This is a genomic window from Parasphingopyxis sp. (genome assembly GCF_052168275.1).
Lineage (GTDB): Bacteria > Pseudomonadota > Alphaproteobacteria > Sphingomonadales > Sphingomonadaceae > Parasphingopyxis.
Map to the genome: position 1 here is coordinate 1 of NZ_JBQLZM010000147.1, position 7,221 is coordinate 7,221.

The 7,221-nt window shown below is 67.8% G+C and carries 8 protein-coding genes; 2 read left to right on the forward strand and 6 right to left on the reverse strand.

Features of this window, described 5'->3' with window-relative positions; all coding sequences use genetic code 11:
- The 3 genes from ACTS1X_RS13595 to ACTS1X_RS13605 all read right to left on the reverse strand — a co-directional run.
- The coding region (locus ACTS1X_RS13595) for an HIT domain-containing protein (protein ID WP_442614952.1) at positions 1-173 on the reverse strand (173 nt) is incomplete at its 3' end.
- 69 nt (positions 174-242) lie between these two features.
- Positions 243-1,526: a spinster family MFS transporter gene (locus ACTS1X_RS13600; protein WP_442614945.1), complete on the reverse strand. Its 1,284-nt coding sequence runs from the start codon at positions 1,524-1,526 to the stop codon at positions 243-245.
- 3 nt (positions 1,527-1,529) lie between these two features.
- Positions 1,530-1,988: a MaoC family dehydratase gene (locus tag ACTS1X_RS13605; protein ID WP_442614946.1), complete on the reverse strand. Its 459-nt coding sequence runs from the start codon at positions 1,986-1,988 to the stop codon at positions 1,530-1,532.
- Positions 1,989-2,149: 161 nt separating this feature from the next.
- Here ACTS1X_RS13605 and ACTS1X_RS13610 point away from each other — a divergent pair, with 161 nt between their 5' ends.
- Complete coding sequence (locus tag ACTS1X_RS13610) at positions 2,150-2,671, forward strand: flavin reductase family protein (protein ID WP_442614947.1); 522 nt, start codon at positions 2,150-2,152, stop codon at positions 2,669-2,671.
- Between the two features lie 141 nt (positions 2,672-2,812).
- On the opposite strand, the gene ACTS1X_RS13615 is transcribed toward ACTS1X_RS13610, so the two are convergent.
- Positions 2,813-4,345 (reverse strand): acetyl-CoA acetyltransferase, encoded by a 1,533-nt coding sequence (locus ACTS1X_RS13615; protein WP_442614948.1) that lies wholly within the window; start codon positions 4,343-4,345, stop codon positions 2,813-2,815.
- Between the two features lie 152 nt (positions 4,346-4,497).
- Between ACTS1X_RS13615 and ACTS1X_RS13620 the strand changes: the two genes are divergently transcribed.
- Positions 4,498-6,510 (forward strand): amidohydrolase family protein, encoded by a 2,013-nt coding sequence (locus ACTS1X_RS13620; RefSeq protein WP_442614949.1) that lies wholly within the window; start codon positions 4,498-4,500, stop codon positions 6,508-6,510.
- A 1-nt stretch (position 6,511) separates the two neighbouring features.
- Here ACTS1X_RS13620 and ACTS1X_RS13625 read toward each other — a convergent pair whose 3' ends face one another.
- Positions 6,512-6,817: a DUF1330 domain-containing protein gene (locus ACTS1X_RS13625; protein WP_442614950.1), complete on the reverse strand. Its 306-nt coding sequence runs from the start codon at positions 6,815-6,817 to the stop codon at positions 6,512-6,514.
- Positions 6,818-6,943: 126 nt separating this feature from the next.
- A partial coding sequence (locus tag ACTS1X_RS13630; protein ID WP_442614951.1) for a hypothetical protein occupies positions 6,944-7,221 on the reverse strand: 278 nt, incomplete at its 5' end.

Consider the following 7,221-nt stretch of genomic DNA (forward strand, 5'->3'; position numbering starts at 1 on the left):
CTCACATAGTCGCCCTTGGGGATGACGAGGACGTGAACCGGCGCCTGGGGGTTGATGTCCCGGAAGGCGAGGACATGCTCGTCCTCATACACCGTATCGTTGGGAATCTCGCCGCGCAGGATCCGGGCGAAGATATTGTCGGGATCGTAGGGCTGGGTGGCGTCGATCGGCATGGGCGTCTCCTCGATGGGGCGGGGCCGCAAACTGCAACAGCACCGCCGCGAAGACAATCCGGCGCGGCGTCAGTCGCTCGCGTCTCCGCGCCGCAGCGCCGGCGCCGCGGCCAGGAACATCGCCGCGCCCATCAGCGTCAGCACGCTCGTTGCGGCCATCGCGTAGCGCAGCGAATCCGTGCCATAGGCGGGCGCGAAGCCGTCGCTGAGCAGGCCGACGACGAGCGGCCCGACGCCGATCCCCAGCCCGGAGCCGACGAAGATGTAGAGCGACGCGGCCAGCGCGCGCTCATCAGGCCGCGCGACCGTCTGGATCAGCGCGGCGGCCGGGCCGAGGCACAGATTGGCGAAGAAGGTGCCGGCCGCGAAGACCAGCGCCGCGCCGAGCACCGTCGGCGAAAACGGCGCGGTCAGCAGCAGCGGAAAGGCGATCACGAGTCCGATCGCGGGCATCCAGCCCTGCCAGCGCGGATCGCGCCTGACGAGCATGTCGCTCATTATGCCGCCGGCGATGGTGCCGGGCAGCCCGCCGATGACGATGCCGAGCGCCGCATAGAGCCCGACCTCGGCCGCGCCGAGCTCGAACACGCGGCGATAGAGCGGCGGCGCCCAGTTGGCGACGACATAGGCCATCATCACCGCGAACGCGTTGCCCAGCGTGACGAACAGGAAAACCCGGTTGGCGAACAGCCGTTTGGCGGTGTCGAGAAAGGCCGGGCGCTCGCCGCTCGGCGGCGTTTCGCTGAGCCGCCCGCGCTCGGGCTCGCGCAGGGTGAAAAAGGCGACCGCGGCGACGAGCAGCCCCGGCAGGCCAACGACGATGAAGGCGTAGCGCCAGCCCCAGCTCTCGGCGATGATCCCGCCCAGTATCACCCCGGCGATCGCCCCGGCCGGTGCGGCGGCGGTCAATATGCCGAGCGCGCGGGAGAGCTCGCTCTTGCGGTAGTAATCGGCGAGCACCGCATGGGTCGGCGGCGCGCAGCCCGCTTCGCCGACGCCGACCGCGATGCGCGCGAGCAGCAGCTGGACGAAATTCGCGGCAAGCCCGCAGGCCGCGGTGGCGAGGCTCCAGACCGCGCAGGCCCCGGCGACGATCTTCACCCGGTTCGCGCGGTCGGCGAGCCGGGCGATCGGGATGCCGAGCGTCGAATAGAAGAGCGCGAAGGCGAGGCCCGAAAGCAGGCCGAGTTCGGTATCGCTCAGCGCGAATTCGAGCTTGATGTCCTCGAGCAGGACGGCGAGCACCTGCCGGTCGGCGAAATTGAAGAAATAGACGACCGTCAGGACGCCGAGCGCATAGTGCCGGTAGCGACGGTCGGGGACCGCGCCGTCCGCGCCCGCCGCCGCCGCCACGCGCTAGGCCGCCGGCTTCTTGCGCTGGAGACCCGAGCGCTTGCAGCTCGCGACGAGATCGCCATGCTGGTTATAGGCGCGATGCTCGAAGGTCACGATGCCCTGGTCGGGGCGGGACTTGCTCTCGCGCAGCCCGACGACCTCGGTCTCGACCCGGACCGTGTCGCCATGGAAGAGCGGCTTGGGGAAACGCACATCGTCCCAGCCGAGATTGGCGACCGCGGTGCCCAGCGTCGTGTCGCCGACCGAAATGCCGACCATCAGCGACAGCGTGTAGCAGCTGTTGACGATCCGCGTGCCGAACTCGGTTTCGGTCCGGCAATATTCCTCGTCGAGATGGAGCTGGGCCGGGTTGTGGGTCATCGTCGTGAAGAGGACATTGTCGGTCTCGGTGATCGTCCGCCGGATCGGATGGTCGAAGGTCTGTCCCATTTCGAGTTCGTCGAACCATTTGCCTGCCATCGGGATGCTCCTGTGCGAATTGCTGTACCGGAAAGTGCATGGCCGCCGTCCTAGCAAGAAGAACAGGGGACGGAAATCGGACGCGGCGAGGCCGAAGGTCGGGCCAATTCGTTGTTGGCGCTCGCTTGGCGTCCGCGAACAGGCCGCCTATAGCCCGGCGCATGTCCGACGTTCCGCCCGCCGTTCCGCACGATCTCCGTTCCGGGTCCGACAGCCGCACCCTGCGCGACGCGCTGGGCTGTTTCGGCACGGGCGTGACGGTGGTGACGACGCTCGACCGCGACGATGCGCCGGTCGGGCTGACCGCCAACAGCTTCACCTCGGTTTCGCTCGATCCCGAGCTGCTGCTCGTCTGCCTCAACCGCAAATCGACCCAGCTGCCCTGGTTCGCACGCGCCGAGGCGTTCGCCGTCAACGTCCTCCATATCGGCCAGCTCGAGGTCGCGCAGCGCTTCGCGACGCCGGACGTCGACCGGTTCGACGGGACCGACTGGGAAGCCTGGTCGACCGGCGTCCCGATGCTCACCGATTCGCTCGCCAATTTCGAATGCGCGAAATTCGCCGAATATGACGGCGGCGATCACCTGATCCTGTTGGGCCGCGTGATCCGCGTGCGCTTCGACGCCGATCTCGATCCGCTGCTCTATTATCGCGGCCGCTATCGCGAGCTGCATTTCGACTAGGGCGCAAGCTCAACATCTACCTACCGTCATTGCGAGGAGCCGTCAGGCGACGCGGCAATCCAGAGCTGCAAGTGATGCGTATGCGGCTCTGGATTGGTTGACCTTCGGTCGCCTTCGGCCCGCTGCGCTCGCAATGACGATCTAAGCAAAGGTGAAGATGTTGCGGCCGCCCTCTTCGGAGCGCACCGCGATCGTCCGGCCGAACGGCTCTCCTTCCTCCAGCACCGCCAGCGTCTCCGCATCGCCGGGCGCGACATTGGCGACGATCCGCGCGCCGTCCCCGGTGCGCGCGACGACCGCGGCGACCGCCCCCTGCTTGCCCGGAACGATCGTATAGGTGTCGACCACCGCCTCGCCCGTATGGCTGTCGCGGACGTCGCGCTTCTCCGTCTGGTCGGGCAGCGTCCGGAAGCGCGCATCGCCGCTCCAGTCGGCGGGGCGCATCGAGTAGATGCCGGTCGCATATTTGCTCATGAAGCCGCCATTGGCGCCGACCAGCGCATAGGCGTCCCCGTCCGCACGCAGTTTCCGGACGGCCTCGGCGATCGCATGGGCCGAGTAGTTGTTGCCCGCCCCGCCGAAAAAGGGCAGCCCGCCGGTCAGGGTCAGCCCGCGCGGATCGTCGGCCGCGATGCCGAACGCGTCGGCGATATTGGTGACCGCGATCGCGAAACAGCTGTAGAGATCGAGATAGTCCATCGCGTCCATCTCGACGCCGGCCATGTCGAGCGCCGCGCGCACCGAGGCGATCGAGGCCGGGCTGGTCGCCATGTCGGGCCGTTCGAGCACCGACAGCTCCTTGGCGTCGGTGACGGCATGGATATGCACCCACCGTTCCTCGGGCACGCCCAGCGCCCGGGCCCTGCCGGCCGAGGCGATCAGGATCGCCGCCGCCTGGTTCACCTGGTCGCGCGCGACCGTCATCCGGGTATAGGGTTCGGCGACGATCCGGTTGCGTTCCGTCACCGTCGCCAGCTCCTCCGCCGTCCGCGCGACGGGCGCGGCGGCATGGGGGTTCCGCGCCGCGACCGCGCTGAACGGCGCGAACAGTTCGCCGATCTCGCGGCGATAGGCGTCGAGCCCGGTCCCGCGCTCCGCCCGGCGGGCATTGTCGAACAGCGCGTAGAGCGGGATCGGCGCGGCAAGCCCGTGCGCGATCAGCGTCGAATCGAGCAGCCCGCGCATCCCGAAGCCGCGATCCTCGAGGCTGCCCTCCACCTCTTCCGACCAGTCGGGTTTCTCGCCCCGCTTGCCCAGCGTGAGCACCGTCGAGATCGCTTCCGAGCCGATAATCGCCGCGACGTCCGACCGGCCCGCGGCGATATCCGCCGCGAATTCGCCGACCAGTTTCTGCGGCCCCTGCCCGCCGACGATCTCGAGGATCGCGCGTTCGGGATCCGCGCCGACGCGCTGGCCGTAGGAGCGCGGCGCATTGTTCGAGCGGCCGAACGGCGCGACCGCGCCGGGCACCGAAATCTCGAACTGGCGGATCGCGGCGATCGTGTCGATCGCGGCGGCCAGATCGCCGGTCGCGCCGCTGTCTTCGAGCGCCGCGGACAGCGCCGCGCCGCCCAGGTCCATCGGCGACAGCGCGCGGTAGCCGGGGTCGTCGGGCCGCTCGCTATGCTGGCCGACGCCGATAATGACGGGGGTGGTGTCCGCGATCTCGCTCATCGTTCGTCCTTTGCCGTTCGTGCGCGTGCAAACACGAGGCGGCGGCGGAGCGCAACTGCCAATTGCGATGGGCGAAGACGGTTTGCAGAGGGCGAAGCGGGAGGCTATCGCGATCGCGTTGATTCCGATTTCGAACCAGGGACTTTCCGGCCATGCTCAAGAAACTGCTGCTCGCCTCGCTCATTCTCGCTTCGCCGGCGGCCGCCGAGATGCGCGAATATCGCGTCCTGTCCGGCGGCAACGATGTCGGCCATCTGCGCGTCGATGCGGAGGGGGACCGGGTCGCGATCGACTATGACTATAAGAATAACGGGCGCGGCCCGACCATCGCCGAGACGATCACGCTCGATGCCGAGGGCTATCCGCTGCGCTGGGAGATCGGGGGCGCGACGACCTTCGGCAATCTGGTCGACGAGACGTTCATACGCGAGAACGGCCGGGCCCGCTGGCGCGACGCGACCGGCGAGGGTGAAGCGGCGATCGCCGATGCGCGCTTCTATATCGACCAGAATGGCAGCCCGTGGAGCCTGGCGCTGCTCGCCCGCGCGCTGCTCGCGGATGCCGACAACAGCATGGCCGTGCTCCCCGGCGGCACCGCGACGCTGACCGAACGCGGCACGGCCAGCTATGACGGGCCCGACGGCGCGATCGCGACGACCACCTACGAGATTTCAGGGCTCGATCTCAATCCCGTCTATGTGACGCTCGACGCCGACAACCGCCTGTTCGCCTTCGCGAACCCGCGCTTCGCGATCGTCCGCGCCGGTTACGAGGCGGCCGACGAAGCGCTGCGCGATCGCGCCCAGCAGCTATCGACCGACCGCTTCGTCCGCATCCAGGCCGAGGCGGCGCGCAATTTCGACGGCCCGGTCCGGGTCCGCAACGTCCATATCTTCGATCCGGAAACGATGACGCGCACGGGCCCGCGCGCCGTGGTCTGGCACAATGACCGGATCAGCTCGGTCCAGCCCAACGACGCGCCGGCGACCGAGGGCGAGACGATCATCGACGGCGCGGGTGGCACGCTGGTTCCGGGCATGTACGAGATGCACGGCCATATCTCGCAGAATGTCGCGCTGCTCAACATCGCGGCGGGCGTCACCTCGGTCCGCGACATGGGCAACGAGAATGCCGTGCTCGACGGGCTGATCGAGCGGATCGCCGACGGCACGATCGCCGGGCCGCGCATCACGCGCAGCGGCTTTATCGAGGGGCTGAGCGAATTCAGCTCGCAGACCGGCGAACTCGTCGAGACCGAGGAGGAGGCGCTCGCACAGGTCCGCTGGTATGCGGCGCGCGGATTCCACCAGGTGAAGCTCTACAATTCGATGACGCCGGACTGGGCGCCGCGGCTCGTCGAGGAGGCGCACCGGCTGGGCCTCCGGGTCGCCGGCCATGTCCCCGCCTTTTCCAACGCCGATGCGATGATCGCGGCCGGGTTCGACGAACTCACCCATATCAACCAGGTGATGCTGGGCTGGGTGCTCGAACCGCATGAGGATACGCGCACGCTGCTGCGCCTGACCGCGCTCGACCGGCTGCCCGCGCTCGATCTCGACAGCGCGCCCGTCCAGCACACGATCGGCCTGATGGCGCAGAACAATATCGCCATCGATCCGACGATCGCCATCCATGAGAGCCTGCTGCTCGGCCGCAACGGCGAAATCTCGCCGAGCTTCGCGGACATCTACGATCACATGCCGGTCGGCCGGCAGCGCGAGCTGCGCGAGGCCTGGGCCGACGTCTCGGCGGAGGGCGCGGACGAACGCTATCGCGGCGCTTTCGACCAGGTGATGCGGACGATATCGATGATGCGCGAACGCGGCATCCTCATCGTCCCGGGCACCGATATGGGCGGCTCCTTCGCCTATCACCGCGAGCTCGAACTGTTCGAGCGCGCCGGTTACACCGCCCCGGAGGTGCTGCGGCTGGCGACGCTCGGCATGGCCGAATATCTGGGGCAGGACGAGGATCTGGGGTCGATCGAGGGCGGCAAATATGCCGATTTCTTCCTCGTGCCCGGCGATCCGACCACCGACCTTTCGGCGATCAAGGCGATCGCGATGGTCGTCGCCAACGGGACCGTCTATTTCCCGGCCGACATCTATCCGCATTTCGGCATCCGGCCCTTCGCCGAGCCGCCCGAAATGACCGAAGCCGACTAGCTCAGCCGGAGATCGAATCCGCCTCGATCAGCAGGACCTGGCAGTCCGCGCATCCCTCGCGCAGCTTCTTGACCTCGCGATATTCGGGAGAGTCCCAGAAGGCCCGGGCGGCGGCCTTGTCGGGCCATTCGGAGATGACCATCGAGGCCCCGTCGCCGAAATCGCCCTCGAGCAGCTCCGCGCCCGGCCCGCGCAGCACATATCGGCCGCCGAACTGTTCGACGAGCTTCCCGGCGGCCGCGCCATAGCCCTGGATGAAGGCGTCGCGGTCGGCGATCTTGGCGGTGACGATCATATAGGCGGGCATTGCAGACTCCTCTCGATTTCCGTCATTGCGAGCGTAGCGAAGCAATCCAGAGCGGCAGACGGCGCGCTGGAGGCTCTGGATGGCCGCGTCGCCGCGCGGCTCCTCGCAATGACGGATCTTGCGCCATCACTCGTCCGCACCGCCCGGATAAGTGAAGACATCGTCCGCGATCGGCGCGTTGACGATCGTCTCGGTCCAATAGACGGTGTTGGAGACGACGCCGTTATAGGCGAGCGTCACCGTTCCGGCCTGCACCCAGTCCGGGTCCTCGAGCCGGTAGAAATCGTCATAGACGCGCATGTGCCAGCCGCGCGGGGTCGCGAATTCCATCGTGCGGATATAATGGCTCTGCTGGTCGATCCCGAAGATCGTCTCCGCGCCGTCCGGATCGGTGATGCGGATCT